Genomic DNA, 26,699 nt, shown 5'->3' with positions numbered 1-26,699 from the left:
GAAGGGACCCGCTGCCTATATAGCGACCATGTTCCTGCGCTCCACCGCGCATCTCCCTATTGAACAGGATCCGCCTTGCCCGAAGTCATTTTCCCCGGACCCGAAGGCCGCCTCGAGGGCCGCTTCGCCCCCGCCCCGCGCCCGCGCGCCCCGGTTGCGATGATCCTCCACCCGCATCCCAATGCGGGCGGCACGATGAACAACCGCATCGTCCAGGATCTCTACAAGACCTTCCAGCGCCGCGGCTTCGCGACGCTGCGCTTCAACTTCCGCGGCGTCGGCAAGAGCCAGGGCACCTTCGACAACGGCATCGGCGAGCTCTCGGACGCCGCCAGCGCGCTCGACTGGGTGCAGAGCTTCCACCCCGAGGCCTCGTCCACCTGGGTCGCCGGCTTCGGCTTCGGCGCCTGGATCGGCATGCAGCTGCTGATGCGCCGCCCGGAAATCCGCGGCTTCATCTCGGTCGCGCCGCCGGCGAACATGTTCGACTTCACCTTCCTCGCGCCCTGCCCCAGCTCGGGCATCATCATCCAGGGCGAGCAGGACGAGGTGGTCACCCCCGGAGCGGTGCAGAAGCTGGTCGACAAGCTGCGCACCCAGAAGCACATCACCATCCACCACGACACCATCCCGGGCGCGAACCATTTCTTCGAGCACGAGATGGATCAGCTGATGGGCTCGGTTGACCGCTATCTCGACATGCGGCTCGACCCCAACTGCCCGATCCGCTGAGATCGACGCTGGCTCAGCGGCCCATTAAGGTGTCGCCGAGCCAGCGGTCCACAATGGCGGTGGCAGGATAGTCTGCCTCGCCCAGTCGGCGGTTCAGCGCAACATGCCCGCGCAGCCCCTGCCCCTCGATGCTCTCCACCCGCACCTTCGATCCTTCCGCACGCAGCGCCTTGGCGAGCGCTTCGGACTGGCGCGTGCCGTCCTCGCGCTGGACGTGGAGGATCAGGAACGACAGCACGTTCGGCCCCTTGGTATGCGCGATCGGCGACAAGGCGCGCTGTCGTGTCGGATCGGTGCCGAACGCCTCGGTATAGATCGGCCGCATGAAACGCCCGGCCTCGGCTATCTGCGCGGGCACGTCATAGGCCGCGCCGTCGAGCAGCACCACGCCACGCAGCTGGTCCAGCATCAGGTCCTGCGCATGCATGTAGCGCGGATCGGTGGCGACCAGCGCGGCGAGATGCGCGCCGGCGCTATGCCCCATCAGCACCATGCGGTTCGGGTTGAAGCCGAGTTCGCGGGCATGCGCCACCAGCAAGGCGAGCGATGCGGCCACGTCCTGCGCCTGCTGCTCGACGGTAGCGCCGGGCACGAGCCGATAGTCTATCGTGGCGAAGGCATAGCCGTTGCCGGTGAAATGCCGGATCTTGGCTGCGCCCGTCGCATTGTCCTTGGAGCCATGCTCCCAGCCGCCGCCGTGGACGAAGACGACCAACGGCGGCGCGCTACGGGTGAAGACGGTCGGCGGGTAGTAATCGAGCTTCTGCTCGGGCGCGGTGCCATAAGCGAGGTTGCGCTTCGGCGCGAAGGCCGAGGGCGCCGCCGGCTCGACCTGCTGCTGGGCGAGCACGGGCGGACCCGCGAGGAACAGTCCGGCTACCACCCACCCGATCGCGCGCATCCTGGCTCTCCTGCTGCGGGCGGCAGGATATCGCAGATGGGCAAGCGCCGGCGACTCGAAATAGGTCGCAAGATGTAACGATCTCGCGACAGTGAGAGCTCCCCTCCCGCAAGCGGGAGGAGAGCGCAGCTTGGGAGGCCGCGCCCTATATCGTCCAGATCAGCACATTGCCCAAAATCACCAGCGCGGCGACCAGCATCAGCACGCCGCGCTGCCGGTCGCCGCGACGGAGCACGGTCACGCCGCCCCAGGCGAGCGCCAGCACTGCCAGCATGGCGATGCCCATCGTCAGCGGATAGAAGCCGGAAAGTCCGTTCAGGTTACTACTGCCCATACGGTCACGCCGGTGACGAGGCAGACGCAGCAGCAGGCCGCGGCCGCCGCCAGCTTGGGATCGCTGCGATAGACGATGCGCAGCGCGAACCAGAGGAAATGGCCGAGCGCGAGCGTACCGATGCTGGCGACCAGAGCAATCGCCCCGCCGAGTGGGTTGCCGCGGTCATTCCGTTCCCCCGAGCGCGCGCGCATAATCCTCCTGGTCGACGTTCCCGCCCGAAACGACCACCAGGGTGCCGGGTTCCGCCGCGATCTTGCCTGCGAGCAGCGCGGCGATTCCCGCTGCGCCCCCCGGCTCCACCACCAGGCGCAACTTTGCCGCTGCCCAGCGCTGTGCTGTTCTGATCTCCCGCTCACTGACTGCGATGCCGGTGGCACCGCGCCGCGCAAGCACCTCGAAGGTAAGTGAAGAAACCCGCTGCGTCTGTAGCGAATCGCACGCCGTAGGCGGCGGATTGTCTCCGACCGGTTCGATCCAACCGGCTTCGAGACTTCGGCGCATGTCGTCCCAGCCCTCGGGCTCCACCGGGAAGATCTCGGCCTCCGGCAGCGCCAGCGCGATTCCGGAGGAGAGCCCGCCGCCGCCGCAGGGCACCAGCACCCGCGCCGGGCCGTCCAGACCCGCCTCGGCCATCTGCCTGGCCGCCTCGATCCCGGCGCTCCCCTGCCCCTCGATGATCCAGGGGTCGTCGAAGCTCGGCACCAGCGCCGCGCCGCGGGCATGCGCGAGCTGCTCGGCGATCTTCTCGCGGCTTTCGGTCTTGCGATCATAGCGAACAACCTCAGCCCCCAGCGCCAGCGTCGCCTCCAGCTTCACCTTGGGCGCGTCGGCCGGCATCACGATCACCGCCGGTATGCCCAGCCGCTTCGCCGCCCAGGCCACGCCCTGGGCATGGTTGCCCGAAGAGAAGGCGACCACGCCCTTGTCACGCACCCGTTCGTCGAGTGCGGTCAGCCGGTGCCAGGCGCCGCGGATCTTGAACGCGCCGATCGGCTGCAGGCTTTCCGCCTTGAACGCCACGGGCACGCCGCGCACCTCCTGCACCAGCAAAGGCGTCGGCGGCAGGATCGCAGCCACCTTGGCGGCGGCATCGCGGACTCCTGCACGGGTAGGCTGTCGCAGAATCGTCACAGGGTATCCCTCACCGTGAAAAAACGGACCCTGGAATCACTTTACACGGGGGTCCGACGCGCATATGTGCGCTCCTCCGCTGCCCCATGGGACTTCCAACCGCAAGGCAGCTTTTCGTCAATGTTTGCCTCGCGGCATTTGGAGGTCCCTTGAGTTGCACAAGCATCATCGCGCGCTGGGGTTAGCGACCACCCAGATCGGCACCGCCCGTGTTGCCGACATCGCTAAGCTTCGTCCGGTCCAACCGGTAACGCTCGTCCGCCCGCACGCCGCATCGCGTGCGGCCCGTTTCTTCGCCGAGAAGTTTCCGGGTCGCTCGATGTATGCCGTGAAGGCCAATCCCTCGCCGGATCTGATCCAGATCCTGTGGGAGAGCGGAATCACGCATTTCGACGTCGCATCGATCGCCGAGGTTCGCCTCGTCGCCGGTGTCGCGCCGGAAGCAACCCTGTGCTTCATGCACCCGGTAAAGGCTGAGGAAGCCATCGCCGAGGCGTATTTCGAGTACGGTGTTCGCGTCTTCAGCCTGGACAGCATGGAAGAGCTGGACAAGATCGTCCGCGCCACCAAGGGCGCCACCGATCTCACGCTGTGCGTACGCCTCCGCGTTTCGTCGGATCACTCGAAGCTGAGCCTCGCGTCGAAGTTCGGCGTCGGCCCGGGCGAGAGCAAGGACCTGCTGATCGCGGTTCGCCAGGTGGCGGATGCCCTGGGCATCTGCTTCCATGTCGGCAGCCAGGCGATGTCGCCGGAAGCCTATGCCAATGCGATGGAGCGCGCCCGCGCCGCCATCGTCGAGGCCGGCGTTACCGTGGACGTCGTCGATGTCGGCGGCGGGTTCCCGTCCAGCTATCCCGGCATGGAGCCGCCGCCGCTCGAGCGCTATTTCGCGACAATCCACCGCGCCTTCGAAAGCCTGCCGATTTCCTATTCGGCAGAGCTGTGGGCCGAGCCGGGCCGTGCGCTGTGCGCCGAATACAGCTCGCTGATCGTGCGCGTCGAGCGTCGTCGCGGCGATGAGCTGTACATCAACGACGGCGCGTACGGCGCGCTGTTCGATGCGGCGCATATCGGCTGGCGCTTCCCGGTCCGTCTCCTTCGCGAGCCGGATTCGAATGCCAAGGACATGGGCTTCAGCTTCTACGGCCCCACCTGCGACGACATGGATCGCATGGCGGGCCCGTTCGAGCTGCCGGCCGACATGCAGGCAGGCGACTATATCGAGATCGGCATGCTCGGCGCCTATGGTGCGGCGATGCGTACCGGCTTCAACGGCTTCACCGCCGGCGACACGGTGATCGTCGACGACGAGCCGATGGTCTCGCTCTACACCGGCGAAGACGAGGCCGCCGAGGTTTCCTCGAACGTCGTCAAGCTGTAATCTACACGGCCTATCCGACCTCGCTCCCCTCCCGCTTGCGGGAGGGGTCGGGGGAGGGCATGGCGTATTCCAGGTTGGGAGCGGCCGAACAGCCCCTCCCCTAACCCCTCCCGCAAGCGGAAGGGGAATTGATGGGTTTCCGCGTCCCCTTTGAATGACGGCGGCCATGTGAAAATGGGAGTTCCCATGTCCGACAGCCTCACCAAGACCGCGGCGGCCAACGCCCCGATCAACGACAACCGCAAGGCCGAGCTGCTTTCCAAGCAGGTCAAGCACATCGACATCAAGAGCTTCGACGCGCGTCCGATCGTCGATGCGATGGCCGATATGAGCTTCACCAGCCGCGACCTCGGCCGCGCGACCAAGATCTACAACGACATGCTGGCCGACAAGGACTGCACGGTCTGCCTCGTCATCGCGGGCTCGACCTCGGCCGGCGGCTGCATGGATCTCTATGCGGACCTGGTGCGCAACAACATGGTCGACGTGATCGTCGCCACCGGCGCGACCATCGTCGACATGGATTTCTTCGAGGGCCTGGGCCACAAGCACTATCAGGCGCTCGAGATCCCCGACGACGACACGCTGCGCTCGCTCTACATCGACCGCATCTACGACACGTACATCGACGAGGAGCAGCTCCAGGACTGCGACTTCACGATCAACAAGATCGCGAACGAGCTGGAGCCGCGTGCCTATTCGAGCCGCGCCTTCATCCGCGAGATGGGCAAGTATCTGTCGGAGCACGGCAAGAAGGAAAACAGCCTCGTCAAGCTCGCCTATGAGCATGACGTGCCGATCTTCTGCCCGGCGTTCGTCGACAGCTCGGCCGGCTTCGGCCTAGTCAAGCACCAGGTCGACCAGATGAAGGCGGGCAAGCCGTACCTGATGATCGACGCCGTCGCAGACTTCCGCGAGCTGACCGAGATCAAGATCCAGGCGGGCACCACCGGCCTGCTGATGATCGGCGGCGGTGTGCCGAAGAACTTCATCCAGGACACCGTGGTCTGCGCCGAGATCCTCGGCCACGAGGATGTGGAAGTGCACAAGTACGCGGTGCAGATCACCGTTGCCGACGTGCGCGACGGCGCCTGCTCGTCCTCGACGCTGCAGGAAGCCGCCAGCTGGGGCAAGGTGAACACCGGCATCGAGCAGATGGTGTTCGCGGAAGCCGGTTCGGTGATGCCGCTGCTGGCATCTGACGCGTACCACCGCGGCTACTGGAAGGACCGCGCCAAGCGCGGCTGGGCGAAGCTGTTCGCCTGAGCCTTTCGGGACCAACAAACGAAACGGCCGGGGAGCGATCCCCGGCCGTTTTGCTATGCGATCCTCCCCGGCACGGGGAGGATCTTAGGGATCACCCCTCCACCGCTTCCCGCGCCGCCTTCGCCATCGCGGTCAGCTGCGCCAGCGCCTCGTCGAACCGGTCCTCGCGCTGGGCGAAACGCAGACCCTTTACCCGTTCGACCAGCACTTCCTTCGGGGTCGGCACCTGACCGAACAGCGCCATCACCTCGTCGGCGAAGTCGTCGAGCGGCTGGTAGCCCGGGCGCTGGCTCTGGCCCGGGGTAAGCTCGGTCTGCACTGCCGGCGGCGCCAGTTCGATCACCTCGACCTTGCCTTCCAGCACCGCGCGCAGCGAGACGGTGTAGCTGTGCATCGCCGCCTTGGTGGCGTTGTAGGTCGGCGTGGTCACCAGCGGCACGAAGGCCAGCCCCGAGGTGACGTTGACGATCGCCGCGTCGGGCGTTGCCGCCAGATGCTCGACCAGCGCGTCGATCAGCCGGATGGGGCCGAGCAAATTGGTGGTGATCGTCGCCTCTGCGCCGGCGAGGTCGCGCTTCGCGTCGAGCGCCTCGAACCGCATGATCCCGGCATTGTTGATCAGCACGTTGAGCCCCGGATGCGCCGCGAGCAGCCGGCCGGCAAAGTCCGCAACGCCCTCCGCGCTTTCCACGTCGAGCGTCATCGCATGCAGGTTCGCCCGCCCCTCGCACGCCGCCTGCAGCGCCTCTAGCCGCCGCCCTGCAACGATCACCGTGTTGCCCGCGTCGTGGAACCGGCGCGCGAGCGCTTCGCCGATGCCCGAGCCGCCGCCGGTGATCAGGATCGTGTTGCCGCTGGTCTTCATCATAGCCTCCAGTGCTGATTGCTGGCGGCGATGTACGCCGCTAGGCTCCCAACGAAAGAAGGCACCCGAAAGATTTATACGCACCCGAAAGAGAGTGACGTGATGTCCGCCCCCGCCCCCACGCCCCATGCCGACGTCGATCCGCGCGTCGAAGCGCTGGTCACCGAGGTGATCGGCCGTGTTGCCGACAAGTGGACGATGCTGATCCTGGAGACGCTGATCGAGCAGGGCGAGTTGCGCTTCACCCAGATCGGCAAGGCGGTGCCCGGCATCAGCCAGAAGATGCTCACCCAAACGCTGCGCCAGATGGAGCGCGACGGGCTGGTGACCCGCACCATCCATGCCGTCATCCCACCGCGCGTCGACTGTCGCCTCACCGATCTGGGCGGCACGCTGGCCGAGGCATTCTGCGGCGTGTGGCTCTGGGCCGCGGCCAATCTGGATCGGATCGAGGCCGCACGGGCGGCGTTCGACGCGCGCGCCGCCAAGGCGTGACCTTCCCGGTCAGGGCTGCTGCTCGAGCCTTGCGACCATTCGCCGCACCGAGTCGATCTGCAGCCCGTGGCGCAGCTGGAAGCCGAAGGTCTGGCTATAGCCCCACCAGTCCCAGCAGCCGAAGGGATTGACCTGCCAGGTCAGTGGCATGCCCGCCCAGGTCGGCGACTTGTCGACCTGCGGGTAGAGCAGGATAATCCGGTTGTTGTCGGCCCAGCGGTTATAGCCGAGCTGCGCATAGATGACGTCGCTGCCGCCCAGCGAATCGACGCTCTGCACGCAGCCATGGAAGACCACATGCACCCGGCAGCCGGATCGGCGGCGACACTCCTCGGGGACATAGGCATAGCCCGTGTTCGCCATCGCTGCGAAGCCGCTGCCATATAGGCGCTGGTCGAACGCGATCGGGCGGGCCGAAAGCGGCGCGGCGGGCGCGCCCCTCAGTCCATAGATATGGTTCAATATCTCAAAGGGTTGGTCGTAATTCCGGCCGTTGTCGACACATTGCACGACATAGATCGACGTTTTCTGCTCGCAGGGTCCGCCCACCGTCGCAGAGACGAAGGCATGGCTTGCCGGCAGCGAGTCGACATAGCGCAGCGCCGAACCAGGCACTCGGGCAAGCCTGTAGAAGTCGAACACGGAACGCACCACTGCGGGCACGACGACCGAGTCATGGCTGCCGCTGAACAGATAAACGCGTTGACGGGCGATGTTGGACACTGGGTCGATCACCCGATCGCGTGCGAAGCCGGTTACCGCGCGCCAACTATCCTCCGCGGACCACGCCCGATCCATGCAGTTGGCAATCACGGCCGGAGCGCCCAACCCGGCGAACCGCGCGCCGCAATTGTACAGCCCGCCCGCCACTACGCCGACGCCCATCACCTCGCTGGACCAGGCGACCGAATATTGCACCGCCATGAAGCCGCCCGAGGAAAGTCCCGAGACGGAGACTTGGGTGCGATCGGCCCCCAGCGCCGGTAGTTCCTGGGCGGTGACAAAAGGGCCCCAGCACAAGGCAAGCAGCGAAAGCAGCAAGGAAAAGGCGCGCATCTTTCACCCCCCGGTGACTATGATGATCCGCGCCGCGACGGCTCCCCGGCTATCGCTGGACACAGGTGCGACCTGGCCTGCTTGTATCATGATCCGCTGCAGCCGCGAAGTCAAAAGGGCCCTGCAGACGCGCCGCTCGCCAGCCGCCCGGTGCGGCGCTATAGAGCCTCCCCGCGGTTCCGACGCAACCGCCAAGAACAGGATCCCCCGATGCTTCGCCCGTTGCTTCCGCTGCTGCTGTTAACCATGGCAGCTCCTGCACGCGCGCAAGGCGAAGTCCCCGAACGACTGGGGGAGGCGTCCGCACCGACGCTGGTCGCCCGCTATGGCGCTGATCCGCTACAGCGGGGCGAGCTGCGACTGCCGCAGGGCAAGGGACCCTTCCCCGTCGCGGTGCTGGTCCATGGCGGCTGCTGGAGCGCGACACAGGGCGACCTGCGCGACACCGCGCCGCTCGCCGCAGCGCTGGCGGCGCGCGGAATCGCGACCTGGAACATCGACTATCGCCGCACCGGTAATCCCGGCGGCGGCTGGCCGGGCACCTTCGAGGACATGGCCGCCGCAACCGATTATCTGGCGGTACTCGCCCGAACCCAGCCGCTCGACCTCGGCCATGTCGCCGTGGTGGGACATGACGTGGGCGCGCAGCTGGCGCTGTGGATCGCCGCCCGGCCGAAGCTCGGGGGTCCGATCGCCGGCAGGATGGCGGTCAATCCGGTGACGGCGGTGGCGATCGACGGCCCGGGTACGCTGGCGCCGCTCCCTGACGCCGATGCGACGCTTTGCGGCGGCCCGGCAGTGGTTCGCTTCATGGGCGGCACGCCGGCGGAAAAGCCGGCCGCCTATGCGCTCGCCAGTCCGCAGGACCATCTGCCGCTCGGCGTCCACCAGTTGATCGTCGTCGGTGCGTTGGCCGCGCAGATGGCGCCCTATGTGCAGGCGGCGCTCGCCTCGGGCGACACGGTGGTGAAGCTCGCCCCCGGCGGGGCGGATCACCGCAACGTCCTTCTGCCCGATACGCCGCAGGGGAAGCAGGTGGCGGATTTCATCGCGGCGCAGGCGTTTGGCGACTGATAGCGCCGCCTTATCGCTAACCGCTCGCAACAATATCGCGAGCGGTTCGCAATAATCACCCCCCTGCCCCCAGCAGATCGTGCCGTCGCAAGGCGTGGCGCAGCTGGTCATAGGTCAGCCCCAGCGCCTCGGCGGTCGCGCGCTGGTTGAAGCGATGCTCGGCCAGCGCCTGCGACAGAAGCTGCTTTTCGAACCGCGAAACCCGCGTCTTGAAGTCGCCGCCGAGATCCGGGGGTGTCGACGGCGCGGGCGGCGGCGCGGCGGGCTCGGCCGGCTTCTCCACCGGGCTCATCGAGGATGCCATCGGACGAGGCCGATAGGGCGAAGCGAACGGGTCGATCTCGATCCGGTCGATCGGCCCGCCGCGATCCCAGCGATAGACCCCGCGCTCGACCACGTTGCGCAGCTCGCGGACATTGCCCGGCCAGTCATAGGAAAGCAGCGCGTCGAGCGCATGCGGCCCCCAGCCGGGCCAATCCTGCCAGCCCAGCTCTGAGGCCATGCGCCGGCCGTAGAACTCCGCGAGCACCTCCACGTCACCCCCGCGGTGGCGTAGCGGCGGCAAGGTCACCACCTCGAAACTCAGGCGATCGAGCAAGTCGGCGCGGAAGGTGCCCTTCTCCACCCGGTCCGGCAGATGCTCGTTGGTCGCCGCGACGATGCGCACGTCGACCCGCACGGGGCGCGAGGAACCGATCCGGGTGATCTCGCCATATTCCACTGCGCGCAGCAGCCGCTCCTGCGCGCCCATCGAGAGCGTGCCCAGTTCGTCGAGGAACAAGGTACCGCCATCGGCCTCCTCGAAGCGCCCGGTGCGCGCCTTGGTGGCGCCGGTGAAGGCGCCCGCCTCGTGGCCGAACAATTCGGCTTCGATCAGCGTCTCGGGCAGTGCTGCACAGTTCATCGTGACGAGCGGCTGGTCCCAGCGCGGGCTCAGGCGGTGGAGACGCTCGGCGACCAGCTCCTTGCCGGTGCCGCGCTCCCCGATCACCAGCACCGGGCGATCGAGCGCCGCAGCCCGGCTCGCCTGTTCCAGCGCGTCGAGAAAGGCCGAAGACTGGCCGATAACTTGGGTGATCCGCTCCATTCCCCAAGCTTGGCGAATTTTCCCAACTGTTAGCAAGTGCAATTTGCGAAACTACATTTGTAGTCAAACAGGAAATGGTGGTTTTCTGCCGTTTTCAAAAACTGGCACGCCTCCTGCAAAGATGGAGGCAAGCCCGATGACGGGCACCAACTTCAACCTACCAAGGTTCAGGAACACGATCATGACCCACCAGATCCACACCCTCCGCAACGCCTTCGTGGCGGTTTCCTTCGCCTTCCTCGCCAGCGTGGTTCTCACCGCCGGCGCGGTGGCCCCGGCGATCGCCTGAAGCGGGCACACGAGGTCTCCCCGGCACCGCCTCCCTCGGAGGTGCCGGGGCCGCCGGAAGGGCCCCCATCCCTTCCGGCGGCACCCCCAAAGAACAGTCGAAGGAGCGCAATATCATGGGTATCTTCTCGCGAACCCGCGACATCATCGCCGCCAACGTTACCGACCTGCTCGATAAGGCCGAAGATCCGGCGAAGATGATCCGCATGATCATCCTCGAGATGGAGGAAACCCTGGTCGAGGTTCGCGCCAGCGCCGCTCGGACGATCGCCGATCAGAAGGAAATGCGCCGCCACATCGCGAAGCTGGAAAAGCTCCAGGAAAGCTGGACCGAAAAGGCCGAGCTGGCCCTGTCCAAGGACCGCGAGGACCTCGCCAAGGCCGCCCTGGTCGAACGCCAGAAGGCCGCCGACATGTGCGACCAGCTGCAGCAGGAAATTGCCGTGCTCGATGAGGCGCTCCGCGCTTCGGAAGAGGACATCAACAAGCTGCAGAACAAGCTGCGCGAAGCCCGCGTCCGCCAGAACTCGGTCGTCGCCCGCCTGGAAAGCGCGAACAACCGCGCCCGCTTGCGGGAAATGACCAACGGGTCGAAGATGCAGGACGCTTTCTCGCGCTTCGACATCCTGGAACGCCGCGTCGATCTGGCCGAAGGCCGTGCCGATGCGATGGGCCTGGGCGGCAATCCGAAGACGCTCGAAGAGGAAATCGCCGAACTCCGCTCGTCGGAAAAGGTCGATGCCGAACTCGAAGCGCTGAAGGCTCGTCTCAACAAGGGAGCCTGACGCGTGAACGACTTCCTCATCCCGGTCTTCGTCTGTGCCATCCTCTTCCTCGGGCTGCCCTGGATCGTCTTCCACTACGTAACCAAGTGGAAGCAGGCCGGGACCATCACCCGGGAAGACGAGAACCTGCTCGACGACCTCTACCGCACGGCGCGCATGCTCGAAGACCGGCTGATGACGGTCGAACGCATCATCGCCGCCGACAACCCCGACTATCGGCCGCACTCGGCGCAGCGCGCTGAGCCGGCCCCCTACGATCCTTCACGGAGGAACTGAGATGTCCGCTCGCACCAAATTCTATCTCGATCGCCAGAATCGCAAGTTCATGGGCGTCTGCGCCGGCCTGGCGGATTACACGGGTATCGACGTGACTTGGGTGCGGGTGGCCACCGTGCTGCTCACCGTCGCCACGGGCTGGGTCGCGCTGGGCTATTTCGTGATCGCCTGGCTCGCCAACCCCAAGCCGGTGGGCCTGTACGACACGCCGGAGGACGAGCGCTTCTGGCAGGGCGTCCGCTCCAGCCCCAAGCGCTCCACCGCTGAGGTCCGCTCGAAGTTCCGCGATATCGATCGCCGGCTCGCCGACATCGAGATGTTCTACACCAGCCGCAACACCCGGCTGGCCGACGAGATCGAAAGCCTGCGCTGAGGCGCAGGCAACAAGGAGGCAGGACGATGAACTGGGGTGGTCCCGAATTCGTGATCGCGCTGATGGCGCTCTCCACCTTCGGGTGGCTCGCCAATAACTGGATCCGCGCCAAGCATGGCTATTCGATCAGCGACGATCACGGCGAGAATATCCACCGGGTCCACCCAGACGCCAATCGCAAGATCGACCTGCTCGCAGCCGAGAACGAACGGCTCGCAGGCCAGATCAGCCGGCTGGAAGACCGGATTTCGGTGCTCGAACGGATCGCCACCGATCCCGCCGAGCGGACCGCCCGCGCCATCGACGCGCTGCGCTGAGGAGTAAGACCGATGATCGAACTAGCGCTCGCCCCTTTTCTGCCCTGGATCATCCTCTTGGGCATCTCGCTGGGGTTCTTCGGGATCGCCGCGGCCATCTTCAACCAGTGGCTCCGCATCAAGCACGGCTATCCGCTGGAAAATGCCTGGGGCAAGTCGGTCTATCCCCAGCGCAACGACGAGACGATCGAGCGGGTCAGGCTGCTCAGCCAGGAAAACGGCCAGCTGCGCGCCGAGCTGGGCGCGGTGAAGGACCGCCTGGCCAATGTCGAGCGCATCGTGACCGACGGCGCCCACCAGCTCGATCGCGAGATCGACGCGCTGCGCCGCTCGAACTGAAGGAGCCCGACCCATGATTTCCCCCATTCTCATCCCGATCCTCGGCATCAGCTGCGGCCTCGTGGCGATCATCGGCGGCGTATTCTTCCGCCCGCTGTTCAAGCTCTGGGAGCGCCGCATGGAAATCGAGGCCCAGATGACCGCGGAAAAGGCCGCGCAATATGCCGCCCAGACCGCTCGGCTCGAACAGCGGGTTCAGGTCCTCGAACGGATCATCACCGATCGCGGCATGGGTCTTTCCGAAGAAATCGAGAAGCTGCGCGACGCGCCGCTGAACTGAAGAAACCTTTCCACCTTCTTCTAAGCAAGGAAATTGTGATGATTGTCATGCTCGCAGTGCTTGCCGCACTGTGCGGGGGAGCTATTGCCCTCGCTGAAAGCCGCGATCGCCCCCGCCGCCGCGCCCTCCGCGCCGCCCAGGCATCGCAAGCAGGGAATTAAGGCGCCACGCGCGCCGGTTAGGGGAGTAAGGTGCAATGAACCCGTTCGAAATGGTCGTGGCCATCATCGTCGTGATCACGATCGGCAAGGTTCTCCAGGCGCGCTACGGCGTGATCAAGGGGGGCCGGGGCGACAGGATGGAAGGCCTGGCAAGCCGCGATCCCGCCGAGAAGTTCGAGGCCGACCGCCTCCGCGACGAGATCCGCGCCCTCAAGGAGCGCGTCCAGGTGCTCGAGCGCGTCATCACCGACAATGAAAACAGCCTGCGGCTCGACCATGAGATCGAGAAGCTGCGTGACAAGAACCGGATCTGAGCCATGTTTCTGGGAGCGAACCCCATGACCATCGACCCGCAAACCACCGTCACCCTCGCCGTTTCCGGCCTCGCCGGGCTGGGCATGATCACCGCCGCGGCACTGTCCGGCTGGCGCGGCTGGCTGGCGCTGAAGCACCGCGAGCTGGTCGAACTCCGGCGGCCCGAGCCTGCCGCAGCCACGATGCCTAGTCCCGCCTCGCGGATCGAGCTGGCCGACCTTAAGGAACGCATCCGCAAGCTCGAGGCGATCGCCGCCGGGGTGGACCTGTGAACCAGGCGACCCCGCCGGTGGCGGACAGCCAGCCCGCCCCGGCGCCGGTGCGGGCACCCCGTCCCCGGCTCGGCCTGCGCTACGACGCGCCTACGGCCAAGTAACCACGAGGCTGGAAAAACGCGGCCGGTGCGGCTAGCGCGGACGCCATGACCAGCCTCGACGATCTCCAGGAAGAATACGGGTTTCTCGACGCCGACGATCGCTATCGCTTGCTGATCGATCTCGGCAAGGCGCTCGAGCAGATGCCCGACCCGCTCAAGACCGATGCGACGCTGGTGCGCGGCTGCTCGGCCTCGGTGTGGGTCTACCCCACGCGGACCGACGACGGACGGCTCCACTTCCTGGCGGATTCGAACGCCGCGATCACCAAGGGCATCATCGCGCTGGTGCTGCTGACCGTGCAGGACCGCGGCCCCGCCGAGATCCTGGCGACCGACATCGAAGGCGCGCTGGCCCCGTTCGACCTGAAGAACCAGCTCAGCTCGAACCGGACTCAGGGCATCCCCAACATGATCGCGCTGATCCGCGAAACGGCGGGGCGGTACGCGTAAAAACCCTCTCCACTCCGGGGAGAGGGAGGGGCCTGCTGCCAAGGCAGTGGGAGGGAGAGGGGCAAATGCGAGGATGGGCCTCGCGCCGCACACCCTCTCCAAGCTTCGCTAGGCGGCACGCCGCCAAACTACGCTACACTCTCTCTCAAGGGAGAGGAAACGCTCGTCAGGAAAGGCCTAGCTCGCGGCCGACCTCTTCGAGGTCCGCGCCCTTCTTCACGATCAGCCATTCGCGCGCCTGCGCGCCGTTGACCACGGTCACCGCGCCGCCGGGGCATACGCCGAGGCACTTGGTCTCGACCACGCCGACCTCAGCCTTGCGCCCCTTGCCGAGCCCGAACTCCTTGCGCAGCGCCTTGGCGAGCGACAACTTCCCCTTCGGCCCGAAGCCGCCGCCGAGCTTCTTCGAGCATTTCCCGCAGACCAGCACCGCATTGCCCCAGTTGGAGGCGACCAGCTGGCTCATTGCGGCTTCCACTGGCGCCGATCCTCGGCGGTCTTGAGCACGTCGTACGCCGCCTGGATCGCCTGGAACTGCTTGGCCGCCGCGGCATCGTTCGGGCGCACGTCCGGATGATATTCCTTGGCAAGCCGGCGCCAGGCGCCGCGCACCGCCTCGAAGCTGGCATCGACTTCCAGCTCCAGCACTTCCAGCGCCTTCATCTCGTCGCGCGAGCGGCTGCCGTCACCGGGCCCTGCCCAGCTGTTGGTCGCCGAATGCGCATAGCCGTTAGCCGTGCGCCGTTCGTTCGCCTCGCGCTGCGCCGCCTCTTCCGCGGTCAGGCCGGCGAAATAGTCCCAGTTGCGGTTATATTCTGCGGCATGTTCCTCGCAGAAATACCAGCGGTCCGGATTGTTGGGAGACTTGGGCGCGGGCCGGTCGCCCGGTTTCTCGCAGCCGTCGCGGTCGCACAGCCGCACGCGCGCGGCCTCGCGCTCCGAGCCGTACTCGCGCCAGCGGGGAAAACCCCAGTCCATCGATCGCGTGTATCGCGCCATAGCTCGCCCAGATAGGCGCGGGACCGGCCAAAGGCCAGAGCCGCGCGTTTCATAAGAGTGATGCCAGAGGGTCTGTAAGCCGGGTTCTGTCCACCCCCGAGGGGGATAGGCGACCATTCCTCTAGGCGACGGATTGCTCCGCCGCTCCAGCAACCAACCCGGACGACGCGCCGGAACGAGGCGCATGTGCCGTCCCTATTCGGTCTTGCTCCCGGTGGGGTTTACCATGCCGCTTCCGTTACCGGTCGCGCGGTGCGCTCTTGCCGCACCCTTTCACCCTTGCCCTTACCCCGGCGAACCGGGGCAGTGGGCGGTCTGCTCTCTGTGGCACTTTCCCTGGGGTCACCCCCGGCGGGCATTACCCGCCACCGTCGTTCCGTGGAGCCCGGACTTTCCTCCCCTCGCATCGCTGCAAGCGGCGGCCGCCCGACCCTCTGGCGCGGTCCGCTCTAGCGGCTTCGCGCCGCTGCGCAAGCGGTTCAGCGCTGCGAGGCGGCGGGTGCGCTCGGCGCGGGCGTGGAGTCGCTGGTGGTCGCCGCGGCGGTCTCGACGCTGGTCGAGGGCGCACGCGCAGCAAGTTGCGGTGCTGCCTCGACCCGCGGCCTGGCGGCCTGCTCGGATGCGGCGGCGTCGCGCGACTTCGCCTGCTCGGCCGTATCCTGCGCATCGCCGCGGGCGTCCTGCGCCTTCCTGGCGGTGTCCTGGTCCTTGGCCCGGTCCTTCGCCTTGTCCGCTTCCTGCGCGCGCTGCTCCTCGGGCGATTCGCTCGGCTCCACCTTGGCCGGCGCCATCGCCGTCCCCCAAGCCTGTACGTCGATGCGCCACTGGGTGCTGGTGGTCCCGCCGGCGAGCGCGGCGCGGCGATAATCGGCAGCAACGCTCACCACCTTGTCCGCACCCGCGACACGGGCGGCCCGGTGCAGTTCCGCCGTCGCCTCAGCGGCGGTAGGCGCATTCATGATGCCGATGCCGGGGCCCTTGCTGTCGCCCCGCACGATACTAGTCAGTCGGACGTGCACCGGGCCCATGGGTGCCATCGCAGCGCGAATCGAGTTGCTCACCGTTCGTTCCTCCGGCGTGCAGCCAATCAAATTCGGCTTAGAAATCCGTAATCAAACATGGTTATCGGTCAGCGATTCGTTCAGTCTTCTCCCTGCGGGCGCGGCAGCAGCAGCGCGAGCAGGATGCAGCGGCACTCCATGTCGATCTCGCCGTCGATCAGTTCGGGGCGGAAGCGCCGCTGGAAGGCGGTCACCGCCGCGACCGGATCGGTGACGTCATAGCCGAACCGCTCCAGCGCAAGCATGAAACCACCGTCGGGCCAGCCCGGATCGACTAGGTTGCGCGTCGGCCGCGGCAGCGCCAGCCGGAGGCGCGCTAGCGCGTGCCAGTTGAACAGCTCGCCCGGATCCTGCTTGCGCGCCGGGGCGACGTCCGAATGGCCGACGATGTTGCCGCGGGTGATGCCGTGCCGCTCCTTGATGTCCGCGACCAGCGGGATCAGCGAACTCATCTGCTCGGGGGTGAACGGGCGGTAGCCGAATTCATGGCCGGGATTGACGATCTCGATGCCGATCGAGGCCGAGTTGACGTCGTCGATCCCCCGCCAGTGCGCACGGCCCGCATGCCAGGCGCGCTTGGCCTCGTCGACCAGGCGGAAGATGCGGCCATCCTCCTCGATCAGATAATGCGCCGAGACCTGCGCCTCCGGATCGAGCAATCGCGCCAGCGCCGCCTCGCCGCTTTCCATGCCGGTGTAATGGAGCACGATCATCGAGACGGGGGAGAGGCGCTCGCCGAAATTGGGCGAAGGCGCGTCGAGGATGTCGAGGCCGCTGGTCATGCATTCTTCTACTGCACGCATCGGCGCTGACAATCCGCCCGTCTCAACCGGCCACCGCAAGCGATGCCGGCTCGGCATCGGCGGTGCGATAGAAGCCGCGAAAGGCTTCGCTGGGGGTGAAATGCTCGGTCAGCCCGATCACCGTCTCGCCCGCGCCCAGCACCAGCAGCCCGCCGGGCTGGATCGCGGTCGCCAGCCGGTCGAACACCTGGCGGCGCAGCGGCAGCGAGAAATAAAGCATGACGTTGCGGCACAGGATGATGTCGAACTTGCCCGGCGGCGGTGCATCGGCGGTGAGGTTCTGCTGGCGGAACTGGACGCGGCGGACCAGCTCCTGCCGGGCGACCCAGTCCCCGCCCTCGGTATCGAACCACTGGACCATCCGCCGCACCGGAAGCCCGCGCTGGATCTCGAACTGCGAATAGCGCCCTGCCCGCGCCCGGGCGAGCGCAACGCCGGACACGTCGGTGGCGACGATCTCGGGCGGCATCGGGAAGGCGTCGGCCTTCTCGTCGAACAGCATCGCCAGCGACAGCGGCTCCTGCCCGGTCGAGCAACCGGCGGACCAGATGCGCAGCCGGCGGTTGCCGATCGCCGCCTGCCTCGCCACGGCCGCCGCCGCGATCTGATCGAGCACTGCGACGTCGCGGAAGAAGCTGGTTTCCTGGTTGAGCAGAACGTCCACGACCTGATCCGCCAATTCGCCCGAGCGCGCGCCGAGCAACTGCCCGACCAGCGCATCCAGGCTCGGCAGCCCGCGCTCGCGCAGCACCGGCTTCAGCGCCGTCTCGATCCGCCATGCGCGGTTGGCGGCGATCTGCTGGCCGGTCCGCTGCTCGAGCAGCGACCCGATCAACTGCATCGCCCCGCCGCTTGGCGCCATATGTTCGATCATCGCGCCCCTCCCCTGCCGATCAGTCGGCCTATTTCATCGGGCGGCAGCACCGCGCTCGCCCGTCCTGCGGTCGCCACCGCGCCCGGCATGCCCCAGACGACCGAGCTCGCTTGGTCCTGCACCAGCACCTTGGCGCCGACCTCGACCATCCGCCCGGCACCCTCGCAGCCGTCGCGGCCCATGCCGCTCAGCACCACGCCGAGCGCGCGCGCGCCGAACACCTCGGCGATGCTGTCGAACATCGGGTCGACCGAGGGCATGCAGCCGCTGCGCGCCCATTCGGTGCTCAGCCGGATCGCCGCGCCTTCGGAGGTGCGGACCACCTTGATGTGCGCGTCGCCCGGTGCGATCACGATCCGGCCGGGGCGGATCCGCATCCGGTCGGTCGCGACGTCGCAGGGCCGGCTGCCGAGCACGGCCAGCTGGGTGGCGAAATAGCTCATGAAGCTGGGCGGCAGATGCTGGGTGACCAGGATCGGCAGCCGGAAGCTCGCCGGGATCTGGCGGAAGAATTGGCTGAGCGCATGGATGCCGCCGGTCGAGGCGCCGATAGCGACGATCTGAAACGGGTCGAGCTGCACGCTCGCGCTTGCCGGGCGCGGCGCCGGGGCAGCCGGACAGGCGACAAGCGGCTCGCCCGGCATGTCGAACAGTTTGGCCAGCCGTTCCTCCAGCACCTCGGCGAAACGCCCGCCGAACGCGCCGACGCCCGGCTTCACCAGCGTATCGGCAGCCCCCAGCGCCAGCGCCTGCAGCGTCGTCGCCGCGCCTTCATCGGCCGAGGAGGAGACGATAAGCACCTTGGCGCCCTTGCCCGCGGCAACCACGTCCGGCAGCGCGGTGAGGCCGTCGATGCCCGGCATGGCGATATCGAGCAGGATGATGTCGACCGTCTCGCGCGCCAGATAGTCGAGCGCCGCGCGCGCCTCGCTCAGCGCAGCCGCTACGCGGAAGCGCTGCGTGGCTTCGATCATCCGGGTCAGCACCGAACGCGCGACCACCGAGTCGTCGACGATCAGCACGCGCCCCGTGGCGGGAACGCGCGCCGGATCGACCGGCAGCGGGAAAGGCAGGCTGGTCACGCGGGCGCGCTCCGGCGGGAGGAGGTCAGGCGACGCCGACGATCTGCAGCTTGCTTTCCAGCGTCTCGCGATCGAACGGCTTCATCACATATTCGTCCGCCCCGGCTTCGATCGCCGCGCGGATATAGGCCATGCCGTTCTCGGTGGTGCAGAACACCACCTTGGGGCGCTTCTCCAGGCCCGAATTCTTGAGCGCGCGGAGGAAATCCATGCCGCTCATCACCGGCATGTTCCAGTCGAGCAGCACCACGTCGGGCGTGGCCGCCAGACAGGAATCGAGCGCCTCGCGCCCGTCACCGGCCTCACGGACTTCGAAATCGAGGGTTTCGAGAATGTGCCGGGCGACTTTCCGGATCACTTTCGAATCGTCCACGACGAGGCACGTCTTCATCGGTCCCTGATCCCCTGGCAGGTGTCTTTGAAATTACACTGTACCTGCAAGGTGTAAGCTTCGCGTTAATCCGCATTCAGGAAAGCAGCGCCGATGCGGGGACCAACGCGGCGAGGTCAACGACCAGGATCGGCTCGCCATCCCGCTCGACCAGCCCGCGCGCAGCGGCCCGCCAATTCCCCTCCAGCGCGATGCCGCCGGCCAGCGGGCGCAATTCGAACAGCTCGACATCCTCCAGCGTGTCGACCAGCATCGCATAGTGATGCCCGTCGATCGCGGTGATCACCGCGCGCCGGGCGAGCGTGCAGCCGTTCATCCCCAGCGCTACCTCGGTATCGACGACGGTGACGACCCGGCTGCGCAGCGCCGCCAGCCCGCGGACCGCCTTGGCCGCGCGCGGCACCGCCGTCACCTCGCCGATATCGACCACCGATTCGACCTGGTCCGAATCGATCGCGACGGTGCGCCCCGCCACTTCGGCGATCAGGTACAACTGCTCGGCCATCAGCACCCTCCCCGTGCGCCGACCCGCGCTTCGAGCGCGAAGAGCAGTCCTGCGCGGTCATAGCGATAGACGCTGTCGTCGCCCGGCTCGGCCTGGCGCTTGCGGCGCAGGCGAACCACCGGCGCGGCGGGCGTAACGGGATCGGCCGCATCGGCGGCGAGCACCACCGCCGGGATCTCCCCCGGCGCGAGGCTCGCGGCGACGCGATAGCCTGCAGTCTCCAGCAGCGGCCGAACGAAGGTCGCCAGCCAGCCGTCCTTGTCGCCGGCGAGCAGGCAGAGCGGCGCATCCTCGGCGGCGACGCGATCGACATGCATGTCGAACACCCACAGCACGTCGAGCACCTCGATCTGCTCGCCTTCGACCAGCGCAACGCCCATCGCCGCGCCCGGCGATCGGGCGGGTGCGATCTCGGCGGGCAGCGTCACGATCTCGATCGCGTCGTCGATGGCATAGGCGACCTCGGCGTCCCCGTCCTTGAGCCGCAGCACGCTCAGCCGCTCGCGGCCGTCGAGCTGCCCTTGCATCGCCAACGGCACGATGCGCCCATCGATCGCCAGCCGGTGACTTCCTGCCGCCAGTTGCACCTGCGCGGCCGAAACCTTCTCGACGCGATCGACCGCCGCCAGCGGCACCGCGCGGCGCACGCCGTCGAGATCGTCGAACAGCAGCGCCGGCAGCCCGGGCGCCGCGGCTTCCTCGACGACATCGCCGAACGCGGCACTGAGGTCGCGGCTGAAATCGAGCCCGCCTACCCGCGCCATCCCCGCGCTATCGAGCAGCAGCATCGGCAGCCCGGAGTCAGGCAAGGTCTGGCCGGCATAGATGCCGGTCGCCATCACCGCGGGCGAGGCAGGCTTGATCACCAGCTCCTCATTGTCGTGGACCTCGTCAACGGCGAGCGCATAGCTCCCCGCCCCCGCGCTCACGATCACGAGCATGCGCGGCCCATGCTGTTCGCGGTTCGGGCACAGCTCCAGCAGATGTCCCAGGTCGAGCAACGGCATCCGCCGCTCGCGCACGGTGGCGATCGGGGTGCCACCCAATTGGTCGATGCGGATCGCCTCGCCGCGCTCGCTGACGATCTCCTCGATCGACTGGCGCGGGATGGCGAAGCGCTGCTTGCCCGCGCCGACGATGATCGCCGAGATGATCGACAGCGTCAGCGGCACATGGATGGCGATGCGCAGCCCCTTGCCAGGGACGTTGTCCAGCTCCACCCGACCGCCGATCTGGTCGATGCTCGCCTTGACCACGTCCATGCCGACGCCGCGGCCGCTGACCTCGGAAACGGTATCCTTGCTCGACAGGCCGGGGTGGAACATCAGCTCCAGCTTGGCCGCATCGCTCAGCGCATGCAGGTCACGCTCGCTGCGGATGCCGCCCAGCGCCAGCTTCTGGATCAGCCGCTCGACATTCACCCCACGCCCGTCATCGGCGATCTCGATGATGATCTGGTTGCCCGATTGCCGTGCCGACACACAAAGCCGGCCGACCTCGCGCTTGCCCGCGGCGTGGCGCTCGGCCGGCGCCTCGATGCCATGGTCGATCGCGTTGCGGATGATGTGGACCAGCGGATCGCGCATCACCTCGATCATTTCGCGGTCGAGCTCGACGTCCGATCCCTCGATCTGCAGCGCCACCGACTTGCCCAGACCCGCCGCGGTATCGCGCACCATGCGCGGCAGCGGCGAGAACAGCGCGTCGATCTTCTGCATCCGTGTGCGCGTGACGGTGTCGCGCATCTCGCCGACGGTGAGCGAAAGCCGCTCCAGCGCAGCCTCCACCGTGGGGTCAACATCGCCGGCCCGCAGGCGCCGGGCGAGCTCGTTGCGCGCCAGCACCATCTCCGACATGCCGCTCATCATCCGGTCGAGCAGGTCGACGCCCAGCCGCACGCTGCGCGAGGGCGCGCGCTGCCCCACCGGCGACGGCAGCACGATCTCCTCGGATCCTTCGGCGAGTGCCGCGATCAGCAATTCCTCGCCGCTGTCGTCGAGCGCAGCGCCGGCATCGATCGCCTCGACGATCTCGCCGATCCGGTCGACCACCGCGAGCACCGCGTTGACCAGCGCCCGATCCGGCATCCGCGCGCCGTCGCGCACCTGCGCCAGCACGTCTTCCGCGGCGTGCGCCAACCGCTCCAGCCGCGGCAGGTCGAGAAAGCCGCAGCTGCCTTTCACGGTGTGGACGAAACGAAAGATAGCATCGAGCCGCGCCCGGTCGTCGGGCTGCGACTCCCAGGCGACGATCTCGCCCGAAAGCGCCTCGAGCGTCTCGCGCGTCTCGGCGATGAAGTCCTGCAGCAGGTCGTCCATGGGGCCCCGGTGGAAATTTTCCGGGGGCCACCATGGCGGTCGAGGGTTAATTCCGGGTTATGGAGCCGGATCGTTCCTCGTTCAGCCGACCGGGAAGGATGCCCCGAACAGCAGCACCTCGGAATCGGGCGGGCTCACCTGGAGCTGGCCACCATGCTGGACGACCAGTTCGTGCGCCAGGAACGCCGCCGCCGCGCGCGGGGTGATCGGCACTTCCTCGCGGCCGCCGGCAAGCGCGCCGCGCAGTTCGGGGTCGAGCACGATGCGCGGACCGTCGGCACGGATCACGATCTCGATCGTGCCCTCATTGGTCTCGGCGCCGATATCGAGCTGGCCGCCGCGGACCAGCGCGTCGCCGCCGATCAGCGCCAGGTTGAGCAGCACCTTGATCGCCTGCTTGGCCATCACCGGCTCTTCGACCATCCAGCCGATCTTCACGCGGTGATTGTCGCCGAACAGCCCTTCCAGCGCAGCCTGCGCCTCGCGCGTGTCTACCGTCTCGCCGAATCCGCCGGCGGCGCCGAATGCGAGGCGGAAGAACTTGAGCTTGTTGGCGCTGGCCCGCGCGCTCTCCGCCAGCAGCTCCAGGCAGCGCGCGCGCATTTCCGGATCATGTTCGTCGGCAAGCAGTTCCAGACCGTTGTTGAGCGCACCCACGGGGCTCAGCAAGTCGTGACACAGGCGCGAACAAAGCAGACTCGCGAATTCGGTAGGGCTGATATTCAAGTTGTGAGGCTCCAGCTGTAAATCCCCTTTGGCGCAGCGGATGGGAAGCTGCAAGCACCGTGGCAGTATCCTGGCGCGATCGGTGCCCCCTGTCGGACGACCCGGGAATGCGCGCTGCGGTCGCGATGAAACACGCCGAAATAGCTGCGCTTGCTGGTGGGGTAGAAAATCATCGTGGGGCGCGCGGCCCCGCATTCTTCGTGTGGCGAGACCCGGCGGGCGCGGATGCGTCCCGCCGGGCCCTGCGTCAGACCCTACGGCCGGTGAACAGCTGGATCAGGCCGATCACGAGCGCGATCACGAGCAGGATATGGATGATCCCGCCGGCGATATGGAACGAGAAGCCGAGCAGCCACAGGATGACGAGAATTACGACGAGCGTCCAAAGCATGATGTCTCTCCCTGAAATTCGGTCCGGTTAACGTGAGGAGGGGCAGGATCGTTCCGGCTGCGCGCGGCAACCGCAGACTTTTCAGACGCTTCGGTCTGGTCTAGCGCCGAACCTTACTCTTGCAGGAGCGCGCACCATGCCCCGACCGCTGACGATCGACTTCGTTTCCGACATCGTCTGCCCCTGGTGCGTGATCGGGTTGAAGGGGCTGGAGGAAGCCCTGGCCCGCGTAAGCGATGCGGTGACCGCCGAGATCCGCTTCCATCCGTTCGAGCTCAACCCGGCGATGGCCCCTGAGGGCGAGAACATCGTCGAGCATATCGGCCGCAAATATGGCGCGACGCCCGGACAGTCCGCCGGCACCCGCGCGATGATCCGCGAACGCGCCGGGGCACTCGGCTTCACCATGGCGATGGGGGACGATTCGCGCATCTACAACACCTTCGACGCGCACCGACTGCTGCATTGGGCAGCACTGGTCGGCGACCAGCAAGCGCTCAAGATGGCGCTGTTCACCGCCTATTTCACCGACGGCAAGAACCCCGGCGACCGCGCGGTACTGCTTGCTGCTGCCGAGACGGCCGGGCTCGATGCCATGGAGGCGGCGCGCGTGCTCGACGAGGGGCGCTATGCCGAGGAAGTGCGGGCCGAGGAGGCGCTGTGGCAATCGCGCGGCATCCAGTCGGTGCCCGCCATCGTGATCGACCAGCGCTATCTGATCTCCGGCGGGCAGCCGCCCGAGGCATTCGAGCAGGCGCTCCGCCAAATCGCGGCGGAGCAGCGCTGAACGGCAATTGCATTTTTGTTACGGAATCGAATTGTTCCCAGTGAAAGTCGCATGCTAGCGAGCGGAGCGTAGATTTTGGGGGTCGATAACGGTGCTTCAGGCGGCAACAACGGATCCGGAGGCGCTGCCTCCGCACTGGATCGAGGTCGCCGCGCACCCGGCCTTCGGCTTGGCCGCGCGGCGCTTCGCTGCCAACATCCTCGCCGTAGCGGACGCGGATCGCACCCTGGCCGCGGTGTTCAAGGATGCGGGCCACTACATCACGGCGATGTCGGCGGCCTATCTCGATAACCGCGGCGGGCTGACGCTCACCTTGCTCCGGCAGATCTGCGCCGCCACCGGGCTGCTGACCGCCAATCGCGCCGCCGCGCTGATCGACTTCATGCAGCATATCGGCGTGCTGCAACCTGCTTCGGGCAGCTGCTACCGGACCACCCCGGCCTTCCAGCAAGCCTGGTGTCGGCACATCCAGGCGGCGCTGGAGCCCGCCGCGATGCTCGATCCGGCGCTGGCTACGCTCGCCGAGGCGCTGGAAGACCCCGTGCACTACCAGCACTTTCTCAGCGTACAGGCGAGCCGCCTTTACGCGCTGGCAAGCGGCCCGGACCCCTTCCCTAGCCTGCGCGCCTCGTTCCTGCACCCGCTGGCGGGCTGCGCCATTCTCCACACGCTGGCGCTGACCTGCACCGACGATGCGTTCGAGCCGATCGCGGGTGCAACCGTGCCGCTCGCCGAGCTGGCGCGGCGCTTCGGCGTATCGCAGCCGCATGTCCGCCGCCTGCTCAAACGGGCGGAGGCGAACCGCTTCCTGCTGCATGTCGGTCCCAGCCGGCGGGCATTCCACCACGAGGGTTTCCCGACGATCCGCTACCATTATGCGGCGCATCTCAGCGAGATGATCGAATGCGGGCGGCTGGTGCTGGCGGCGGACCACGCTCCGGCGCTCGCTTGAGCCTATCCTCCCCCGCCAGGGGGAGGTGGCGCCAAAGGCGACGGAGGGGGAGGATGCCAGAACCTTTCGAGCCGGCGTGCTTCCTCCCCCTCCGAGCCGCTGCGCGGCCCACCTCCCCCTGGCGGGGGAGGAGGCGGTCTTTCCGAACCTAGACGACGATCAGCGGTTCTTCCGCGAACCTGTCCCACCGCCCCCCCTGCCCCGCCCGCCAGCAGGTGACGTCCTCCCAGGCCAGGATCATCCATAGCTTCCCATCTGCCGCCGCCATTGCCGCATCGGTGCGCGAGGGGCTGGCATCCCCGTTCGGATGCGAATGCCAATAGCCGAACAGCGCCGGCCCACCCGCCCGCTCCGCTCGCAGCGCGGCGAACAGTGCGGCAGGATCGATCTCGAAGCGGATCTCGGGCACATCGGAAACGTTTGCACACTCGGTGAAGCGTTCGATCCTGCCCCCTGCCCCCAGCAACAGCCCGCACGCCTCCCGCGGCGCCGCCGCCGCCGAAGCTTTTTTTATACCGTCCAGTATAGATCTTGAAATCGTAACGCCCATGCCCATTTTCGGTAAAACATGAATCAGGGGGTTTCCATCTTAGAAGCGCGGATCGCGGACGAGGCGCATGGCTGGCGGCTCGACCGTGCCTTGACCGATGCGCTGCCGACGCTGTCGCGCGAGCGGGTCAAGGCCCTGATCTCCTCCGGCGCCGTCACCGGCCCCGACGGCGACCTCGCCCGCGACCCCGCTCGCAAGGCCGTGGGCGGCGCGGTGTTCCAGGTCGTGGTGCCCGATCCCGCACCCGCGCACAACGAGGCGCAGGACATCCCGCTCAACGTGGTGTTCGAGGACGAACACCTGATCGTGATCGACAAGCCGGCGGGCCTGGTAGTCCACCCGGCAGCGGGCAATCTCGACGGCACGCTGGTCAACGCGCTGCTCCACCACTGTGCCGGCCAGCTTTCGGGCATCGGCGGCGTCGCGCGGCCGGGGATCGTCCACCGGATCGACAAGGATACGTCGGGCCTGATGGTGGCGGCCAAGACCGATCGCGCGCATGTCGGGCTCGCCGCCCAGTTCAAGGCGCACAGCATCGACCGGCGCTACCGGGCGATCGCCAGCGGCCGGGTGCTCGCCGCCTCGGGCACGGTCAACGCGCCGCTCGCCCGCTCGCCAAGCAATCGCAAGAAGATCGCGGTGTGTTCGCCCGGTCACGGCAAGCATGCGATTACCCACTGGACCCGGCTGAACCAACTGCGTGACGCGACGTTGATCGAATGCCGGTTAGAGACCGGACGTACCCATCAGGTACGCGTGCACATGGCGTCGATCGGCCACCCGCTGGTGGGTGATCCTCTATATGGAAGTATGCGTTCCACCCACCGCGGACTTCTGGCAACCTTGGGTTTCCAGCGCCAGGCCTTGCATGCGGCACGTCTCGGGTTCATCCACCCGATCAAAAGTAACGCTTTGGCGTTCGATAGCGTAATGCCTGCAGACATGCAGGAACTGTTCAACCAGCTTCTCGTATGA

General features: G+C 67.1%; 36 protein-coding genes and 1 other RNA gene. 17 read left to right on the top strand and 20 right to left on the bottom strand.

Going from position 1 to position 26,699, the window contains the following annotated elements; genetic code table 11:
* Positions 1-75: 75 nt before the first annotated feature.
* Positions 76-732 carry an alpha/beta hydrolase gene (locus ACTJKY_RS11630; protein ID WP_064313821.1) on the top strand — a complete coding sequence of 219 codons (657 nt, stop codon included), beginning with the start codon at positions 76-78 and terminating at the stop codon, positions 730-732.
* Between the two features lie 13 nt (positions 733-745).
* Here ACTJKY_RS11630 and ACTJKY_RS11625 read toward each other — a convergent pair whose 3' ends face one another.
* From ACTJKY_RS11625 to ACTJKY_RS11610, 4 genes are all read right to left on the bottom strand, one after another.
* A complete protein-coding gene (locus ACTJKY_RS11625; protein WP_440846190.1) occupies positions 746-1,633 on the bottom strand; it encodes an alpha/beta hydrolase in 888 nt (295 codons plus the stop codon).
* 145 nt (positions 1,634-1,778) lie between these two features.
* Complete coding sequence (locus ACTJKY_RS11620; protein WP_440846189.1) at positions 1,779-1,967, bottom strand: hypothetical protein; 189 nt, start codon at positions 1,965-1,967, stop codon at positions 1,779-1,781.
* Complete coding sequence (locus tag ACTJKY_RS11615; RefSeq protein ID WP_440846188.1) at positions 1,949-2,161, bottom strand: hypothetical protein; 213 nt, start codon at positions 2,159-2,161, stop codon at positions 1,949-1,951. The genes ACTJKY_RS11620 and ACTJKY_RS11615 overlap by 19 nt, the downstream gene beginning before the upstream one ends.
* Positions 2,133-3,101 carry a threonine ammonia-lyase gene (locus ACTJKY_RS11610; protein WP_440846187.1) on the bottom strand — a complete coding sequence of 323 codons (969 nt, stop codon included), beginning with the start codon at positions 3,099-3,101 and terminating at the stop codon, positions 2,133-2,135. The genes ACTJKY_RS11615 and ACTJKY_RS11610 overlap by 29 nt, the downstream gene beginning before the upstream one ends.
* 154 nt (positions 3,102-3,255) lie before the next feature.
* Here ACTJKY_RS11610 and ACTJKY_RS11605 point away from each other — a divergent pair, with 154 nt between their 5' ends.
* Positions 3,256-4,482, top strand: coding sequence for a type III PLP-dependent enzyme (locus ACTJKY_RS11605; RefSeq protein ID WP_440846185.1), 1,227 nt, complete (start codon positions 3,256-3,258; stop codon positions 4,480-4,482).
* A 186-nt stretch (positions 4,483-4,668) separates the two neighbouring features.
* The gene (locus ACTJKY_RS11600; protein WP_121078186.1) at positions 4,669-5,748 is read left to right on the top strand and encodes a 1,9-bis(guanidino)-5-aza-nonane synthase; all 1,080 of its coding nucleotides are present in this window, start codon (positions 4,669-4,671) and stop codon (positions 5,746-5,748) included.
* 91 nt (positions 5,749-5,839) lie between these two features.
* On the opposite strand, the gene ACTJKY_RS11595 is transcribed toward ACTJKY_RS11600, so the two are convergent.
* Positions 5,840-6,613, bottom strand: a complete 774-nt coding sequence (locus ACTJKY_RS11595) for an SDR family oxidoreductase (RefSeq protein WP_440846183.1) — start codon at positions 6,611-6,613, stop codon at positions 5,840-5,842.
* A gap of 102 nt (positions 6,614-6,715) precedes the next feature.
* On the opposite strand from ACTJKY_RS11595, the gene ACTJKY_RS11590 reads away from it, so the two are divergent.
* Positions 6,716-7,108 carry a winged helix-turn-helix transcriptional regulator gene (locus ACTJKY_RS11590; RefSeq protein WP_440846181.1) on the top strand — a complete coding sequence of 131 codons (393 nt, stop codon included), beginning with the start codon at positions 6,716-6,718 and terminating at the stop codon, positions 7,106-7,108.
* A 9-nt stretch (positions 7,109-7,117) separates the two neighbouring features.
* Here the strand turns inward: ACTJKY_RS11590 and ACTJKY_RS11585 are convergent, their stop codons facing one another.
* Positions 7,118-8,164, bottom strand: a complete 1,047-nt coding sequence (locus ACTJKY_RS11585) for an extracellular catalytic domain type 2 short-chain-length polyhydroxyalkanoate depolymerase (protein ID WP_440846179.1) — start codon at positions 8,162-8,164, stop codon at positions 7,118-7,120.
* Positions 8,165-8,410: 246 nt separating this feature from the next.
* Here ACTJKY_RS11585 and ACTJKY_RS11580 point away from each other — a divergent pair, with 246 nt between their 5' ends.
* Positions 8,411-9,238: an alpha/beta hydrolase family protein gene (locus ACTJKY_RS11580; RefSeq protein WP_440846177.1), complete on the top strand. Its 828-nt coding sequence runs from the start codon at positions 8,411-8,413 to the stop codon at positions 9,236-9,238.
* A 55-nt stretch (positions 9,239-9,293) separates the two neighbouring features.
* On the opposite strand, the gene pspF is transcribed toward ACTJKY_RS11580, so the two are convergent.
* Entirely contained in the window at positions 9,294-10,325 is a 1,032-nt protein-coding gene (pspF, locus tag ACTJKY_RS11575; RefSeq protein ID WP_440846175.1) for a phage shock protein operon transcriptional activator, read from the bottom strand.
* 404 nt (positions 10,326-10,729) lie between these two features.
* Here pspF and pspA point away from each other — a divergent pair, with 404 nt between their 5' ends.
* From pspA to ACTJKY_RS11530, 9 genes are all read left to right on the top strand, one after another.
* Positions 10,730-11,398 carry a phage shock protein PspA gene (pspA, locus tag ACTJKY_RS11570; protein WP_440846173.1) on the top strand — a complete coding sequence of 223 codons (669 nt, stop codon included), beginning with the start codon at positions 10,730-10,732 and terminating at the stop codon, positions 11,396-11,398.
* Positions 11,399-11,401: 3 nt separating this feature from the next.
* Positions 11,402-11,674, top strand: a complete 273-nt coding sequence (gene pspB, locus ACTJKY_RS11565) for an envelope stress response membrane protein PspB (RefSeq protein WP_440846172.1) — start codon at positions 11,402-11,404, stop codon at positions 11,672-11,674.
* Between the two features lies 1 nt (position 11,675).
* Complete coding sequence (pspC, locus tag ACTJKY_RS11560) at positions 11,676-12,047, top strand: envelope stress response membrane protein PspC (RefSeq protein ID WP_440846170.1); 372 nt, start codon at positions 11,676-11,678, stop codon at positions 12,045-12,047.
* Between the two features lie 26 nt (positions 12,048-12,073).
* A complete protein-coding gene (locus ACTJKY_RS11555) occupies positions 12,074-12,364 on the top strand; it encodes a hypothetical protein (RefSeq protein ID WP_440846168.1) in 291 nt (96 codons plus the stop codon).
* 12 nt (positions 12,365-12,376) lie between these two features.
* On the top strand, positions 12,377-12,703 hold the full coding sequence (locus ACTJKY_RS11550; RefSeq protein WP_440846166.1) for a hypothetical protein: 327 nt from the start codon (positions 12,377-12,379) through the stop codon (positions 12,701-12,703).
* 13 nt (positions 12,704-12,716) lie between these two features.
* Positions 12,717-12,983, top strand: a complete 267-nt coding sequence (locus tag ACTJKY_RS11545; protein ID WP_313538314.1) for a hypothetical protein — start codon at positions 12,717-12,719, stop codon at positions 12,981-12,983.
* A 196-nt stretch (positions 12,984-13,179) separates the two neighbouring features.
* Complete coding sequence (locus tag ACTJKY_RS11540) at positions 13,180-13,458, top strand: hypothetical protein (protein WP_121078207.1); 279 nt, start codon at positions 13,180-13,182, stop codon at positions 13,456-13,458.
* Positions 13,459-13,482: 24 nt separating this feature from the next.
* On the top strand, positions 13,483-13,731 hold the full coding sequence (locus tag ACTJKY_RS11535; protein WP_440846165.1) for a hypothetical protein: 249 nt from the start codon (positions 13,483-13,485) through the stop codon (positions 13,729-13,731).
* A 149-nt stretch (positions 13,732-13,880) separates the two neighbouring features.
* A complete protein-coding gene (locus ACTJKY_RS11530; protein ID WP_440846164.1) occupies positions 13,881-14,285 on the top strand; it encodes a SufE family protein in 405 nt (134 codons plus the stop codon).
* A gap of 166 nt (positions 14,286-14,451) precedes the next feature.
* On the opposite strand, the gene ACTJKY_RS11525 is transcribed toward ACTJKY_RS11530, so the two are convergent.
* The 12 genes from ACTJKY_RS11525 to ACTJKY_RS11470 form a co-directional block, all read right to left on the bottom strand.
* A complete protein-coding gene (locus tag ACTJKY_RS11525; protein WP_440846162.1) occupies positions 14,452-14,751 on the bottom strand; it encodes a (2Fe-2S) ferredoxin domain-containing protein in 300 nt (99 codons plus the stop codon).
* Entirely contained in the window at positions 14,748-15,284 is a 537-nt protein-coding gene (locus ACTJKY_RS11520; protein WP_440846161.1) for a J domain-containing protein, read from the bottom strand. Before ACTJKY_RS11520 ends, ACTJKY_RS11525 begins: the two co-directional genes overlap by 4 nt.
* A gap of 59 nt (positions 15,285-15,343) precedes the next feature.
* Positions 15,344-15,722, bottom strand: an RNA gene (rnpB, locus tag ACTJKY_RS11515) — RNase P RNA component class A.
* Positions 15,723-15,763: 41 nt separating this feature from the next.
* A complete protein-coding gene (locus ACTJKY_RS11510) occupies positions 15,764-16,345 on the bottom strand; it encodes a hypothetical protein (RefSeq protein ID WP_440846160.1) in 582 nt (193 codons plus the stop codon).
* A gap of 80 nt (positions 16,346-16,425) precedes the next feature.
* Positions 16,426-17,127, bottom strand: a complete 702-nt coding sequence (locus ACTJKY_RS11505; RefSeq protein WP_440846337.1) for an N-acetylmuramoyl-L-alanine amidase — start codon at positions 17,125-17,127, stop codon at positions 16,426-16,428.
* A 43-nt stretch (positions 17,128-17,170) separates the two neighbouring features.
* Entirely contained in the window at positions 17,171-18,022 is an 852-nt protein-coding gene (locus ACTJKY_RS11500; protein WP_440846159.1) for a CheR family methyltransferase, read from the bottom strand.
* Entirely contained in the window at positions 18,019-19,104 is a 1,086-nt protein-coding gene (gene cheB, locus ACTJKY_RS11495) for a chemotaxis-specific protein-glutamate methyltransferase CheB (protein ID WP_440846157.1), read from the bottom strand. Before cheB ends, ACTJKY_RS11500 begins: the two co-directional genes overlap by 4 nt.
* A gap of 25 nt (positions 19,105-19,129) precedes the next feature.
* Positions 19,130-19,495 carry a response regulator gene (locus ACTJKY_RS11490; protein WP_125977372.1) on the bottom strand — a complete coding sequence of 122 codons (366 nt, stop codon included), beginning with the start codon at positions 19,493-19,495 and terminating at the stop codon, positions 19,130-19,132.
* A gap of 76 nt (positions 19,496-19,571) precedes the next feature.
* A complete protein-coding gene (locus ACTJKY_RS11485) occupies positions 19,572-20,000 on the bottom strand; it encodes a chemotaxis protein CheW (protein WP_440846156.1) in 429 nt (142 codons plus the stop codon).
* A complete protein-coding gene (locus tag ACTJKY_RS11480; RefSeq protein WP_440846154.1) occupies positions 20,000-22,318 on the bottom strand; it encodes a chemotaxis protein CheA in 2,319 nt (772 codons plus the stop codon). The genes ACTJKY_RS11485 and ACTJKY_RS11480 overlap by 1 nt, the downstream gene beginning before the upstream one ends.
* 81 nt (positions 22,319-22,399) lie before the next feature.
* Positions 22,400-23,044, bottom strand: coding sequence for a histidine phosphotransferase family protein (locus ACTJKY_RS11475; protein WP_440846152.1), 645 nt, complete (start codon positions 23,042-23,044; stop codon positions 22,400-22,402).
* A 247-nt stretch (positions 23,045-23,291) separates the two neighbouring features.
* The gene (locus ACTJKY_RS11470; protein ID WP_121078233.1) at positions 23,292-23,435 is read right to left on the bottom strand and encodes a lmo0937 family membrane protein; all 144 of its coding nucleotides are present in this window, start codon (positions 23,433-23,435) and stop codon (positions 23,292-23,294) included.
* A gap of 136 nt (positions 23,436-23,571) precedes the next feature.
* On the opposite strand from ACTJKY_RS11470, the gene ACTJKY_RS11465 reads away from it, so the two are divergent.
* Complete coding sequence (locus tag ACTJKY_RS11465) at positions 23,572-24,222, top strand: DsbA family oxidoreductase (RefSeq protein ID WP_440846150.1); 651 nt, start codon at positions 23,572-23,574, stop codon at positions 24,220-24,222.
* 91 nt (positions 24,223-24,313) lie between these two features.
* Entirely contained in the window at positions 24,314-25,174 is an 861-nt protein-coding gene (locus ACTJKY_RS11460) for a hypothetical protein (protein WP_440846148.1), read from the top strand.
* Between the two features lie 148 nt (positions 25,175-25,322).
* Here ACTJKY_RS11460 and ACTJKY_RS11455 read toward each other — a convergent pair whose 3' ends face one another.
* On the bottom strand, positions 25,323-25,724 hold the full coding sequence (locus tag ACTJKY_RS11455; protein WP_440846146.1) for a Mov34/MPN/PAD-1 family protein: 402 nt from the start codon (positions 25,722-25,724) through the stop codon (positions 25,323-25,325).
* A gap of 18 nt (positions 25,725-25,742) precedes the next feature.
* On the opposite strand from ACTJKY_RS11455, the gene ACTJKY_RS11450 reads away from it, so the two are divergent.
* Positions 25,743-26,699, top strand: coding sequence for an RluA family pseudouridine synthase (locus tag ACTJKY_RS11450; RefSeq protein ID WP_440846145.1), 957 nt, complete (start codon positions 25,743-25,745; stop codon positions 26,697-26,699).

This window comes from Sphingomonas sp. 22176 (assembly GCF_052045505.1).
GTDB lineage: Bacteria > Pseudomonadota > Alphaproteobacteria > Sphingomonadales > Sphingomonadaceae > Sphingomonas.
The sequence above is the reverse complement of the archived record's forward strand: the minus strand, read 5'-3'. Positions and strand labels throughout refer to the sequence as shown.